Origin of the sequence: Intestinibacter sp., assembly GCF_051866655.1 — a bacterium.
Lineage (GTDB): Bacteria > Bacillota > Clostridia > Peptostreptococcales > Peptostreptococcaceae > Intestinibacter.
Genome location: NZ_JBJDXL010000357.1, coordinates 1 through 3,309, shown reverse-complemented (window position 1 = coordinate 3,309; position 3,309 = coordinate 1). Strand labels below are relative to the sequence as shown.

The 3,309-nt window shown below is 29.9% G+C and carries 3 protein-coding genes; all 3 read left to right on the top strand.

Going from position 1 to position 3,309, the window contains the following annotated elements:
- Positions 1–74: 74 nt before the first annotated feature.
- Entirely contained in the window at positions 75–911 is an 837-nt protein-coding gene (locus tag ACI3VO_RS10650; protein ID WP_439757904.1) for a class II fructose-bisphosphate aldolase, read from the top strand.
- A 360-nt stretch (positions 912–1,271) separates the two neighbouring features.
- A complete protein-coding gene (locus ACI3VO_RS10645) occupies positions 1,272–2,093 on the top strand; it encodes an SDR family oxidoreductase (protein WP_439757903.1) in 822 nt (273 codons plus the stop codon).
- 20 nt (positions 2,094–2,113) lie between these two features.
- On the top strand, positions 2,114–3,309 hold a 1,196-nt coding region (locus ACI3VO_RS10640), incomplete at its 3' end, for a BglG family transcription antiterminator (protein ID WP_439757902.1).

Below are 3,309 nucleotides of genomic sequence, written 5' to 3'. Positions count from 1 at the left end.
ATAAATGTTAATAGAAGATAAATATTTAAAAAGAAGATAATTACATAAATTAAATAATATGGGGGAAAATAAAAATGTTAGTAAATACTAGAGAAATGTTACAAATTGCAAATGAAAAAAATTACGCAGTTCCACATGCAAACGTGGTAGATCAACATACATTAAAGGCAGCTATAAAAGCTTGTAAAGAGCTTCATATGCCACTTATAATAGGCTGGGCAGAAGTACATGAAAAATTTATAACAATGGAAGAAGTAGCACATCTATGTAAATTATATCTAAGGGATATAGATGTACCAGTCGCTATACATTTAGACCATGGTTCATCAATAGATGTTGCTAAAAAAGCAATAGACCTTGGATTTACATCAGTTATGTTTGACGGATCAATGCTTCCAATAGAAGAAAATATACAAAAAACTAAAGAAATAGTAGAATATGCACATCCACTTAATGTAACAGTAGAGGCAGAGCTAGGACATGTAGGAAATGGCTCAGATGAAGATATAGAAGAGACAAAGGCTGACTTATATACAAAACCAGAGGAAGCAGTTAGATTTGTAAAAGAAACAGGAATAGATTCTCTAGCAGTTGCAATAGGTACTGCTCATGGCGAATATAAACAAGCTCCAAGTATAGACTACGTTAGATTAGCTGAAATCAAAAAAGTAATAGATATCCCACTAGTACTTCATGGAAGCTCAGGAACAGGCTTAGATAAGCTAAATAAATGTGTAGAAGGTGGAATAAATAAAGTCAATATATGTACAGATTTACTAAAAGCTGCAAGTGCTTATCTAAAAGAAAATGCAGATCAATTATATGATAGATTATCTGTAGAAGTAGAAGATGCAATAAAGGATTGTTTAAAACAATATTACAAAGCATTAAAAACACAAAAATCAGAGTAATTTACTGTTGACAAAGACTTAAAAAAGCAATATTCTATTATGGTGTCGATTAGATTTGTGTTAATAAGAATATTTACTTATTAAAAGTAATCTATAAATTTAGTTAAATTTATAGATAAAACAATATTGACCTAAATAGAAAAAATATGATAATTTTGATTGTATAGTATAGAGTATATTTTATAATGAATATATTCTATACTTTTTTATTTGTTTAATGTTTTTCCAAAAAGAAGAAAAACTATGCATTAATAAAAATCCCAATATTTTTTATAATTTAATCAAGAAAGCAAGAGATAAGAAAAAACAGCTTAGCTCTATAAACAAGATTAAAAAATAATTAAACAGGGGTGAACATTAATGGAAACAAGTTGGTTAGGATTAGAAGGAAAATCAGTTATCGTAACAGGAGCTGCTTCTGGAATAGGAAAAGCAGTTGCACAAGAATTTTTAAACTGTGGAGCAAACGTAGCAGTATGTGACTTAAATCCAGAAACACCAGAATTCGAAATGAATGAAAATAGTGGGAAAATGATTTACTTACATACAAATGTATGCGATGCACAAAACGTAAAAGATACTGTGGCAAAGGTTTGTGAAGAATTTGGAACAGTAGACGTAATAGTAAACAATGCAGGAATCAATATACCAAGCTTATTAGTTGATGACAAACAAGAAAACAGCAAATACGAATTAAACGAAACTATATACGAAAAAGTTATGGGAGTTAACGTAAAAGGTGTTTATCTATGTGCTCAAGCAGCTGGTAGAGTAATGGTTAAAAAAGGTGCAGGAGTAATAATAAACATGTCTTCTGAAAGTGGTCTTGAAGGTTCTCAAGGACAAAGTATATATGCAGCAACTAAAAATGCAGTAAACTCATTCACAAGATCATGGTCAAAAGAATTAGGTCCTAAAGGAGTTAGAGTAGTAGGTGTAGCACCTGGAATACTTGAAGCAACAGGACTTAGAACTTTAGCTTATGAAGAAGCATTAGCATATACAAGAAATATAACAGTAGAAAAATTAAGAGAAGGATACAAAAATACTTCAACTACACCATTAGGTAGAAGTGGTAAGCTTTCAGAAGTTGCTAACTTAGTTTGCTTCTTAGCATCTGAAAGAGCAGGATATATACACGGTGTAACAATAAACGTAGCTGGAGGAAAAACTAGAGGATAATAAAACAAGGGGGTTTTAGGATGAGTGATTATTTTAATAATGACAACAGAATATGTAAAATATTGCAAATCCTAGAGCATAAAAGGTCAGCCTCCTTGGATTATTTAGAAAAAAAATTAGATGTAAGTACAAAGAGTATAAAAAACGACATCAAAGAATTAAATGAAATATTCGATGGAAATGCATTAATTCAATTGAAATTAGGTAAATATAAGCTTTATGTAATTGAGCAGGACGAATTTGAAAAGATAAAAGAAAATTTATATTTACATGATGATTTTTTTAACTCACCTAAAAAGAGAATGGCATATGTTATAAAGAAATTGATGAACAGCGAAAAGCCTGTTTTAACTGAGGATTTAGCTTATGAGATGAGCATAGGCCGTACAACTTTAGTAGGTGATTTGAAAAAGGCAAGAGAGATACTAAGTAAATATAATATAAAAATAGTTGGTAAAACGAATACTGGTTTAGTCTTACAGGGGGAAGAAATTGATATAAGAATTTTTGTAATCGAGAATTTATATGAAGAGATATATAAAGATCACGATTTGGACTACGATGTACAAGAGACATTAAATAAAATTTTTACAGAAATGAAGCTAGACAGCAGCACAAAAAGTCAGATTAAAAAGTTCTTAACAGTTCTTATAGATAGACTAGTAAATGGGCATCCAATATCTATGCTGAATGAGACATATGAGGATTTAATATATACAGAGCAAATTAAAATAGCAAATGATATATCAGATAGACTAGAAGAATTATTTGGAATAACAATTCCAGATAATGAGAGAGTATTTATGACACTTCCAATAGTAGGTATGAGAACACCTATGGATATAGACAGAGTTAAAAATCTAGAAATTACAGACGAGGTCATAAATTTAGTCTTAGATATAATAGAGCTAATTAGATTGGAGATGGATATTACAATAACTCCAGGAAATCTTCTAGATGAATTTACATACCATATAAGCTTTATGTTAAATCGACTTAAATACGGAATAAAAATTAAAAATCCAGTTTTGGACGAAATAAAAGAGAAATATATGGTTCCATACAAATTAGCAGAGATAACAAAAATGCTTATAGAGGATAGAACTAAAAAGAAGGTATCAAAGGATGAGCTAGGATTCTTAGCAGTTTATTTCAGCGTATTTATTTCTGAAAACACTTACGAGCAAAACAAAATCTGTTCTATAGCAATTATTTG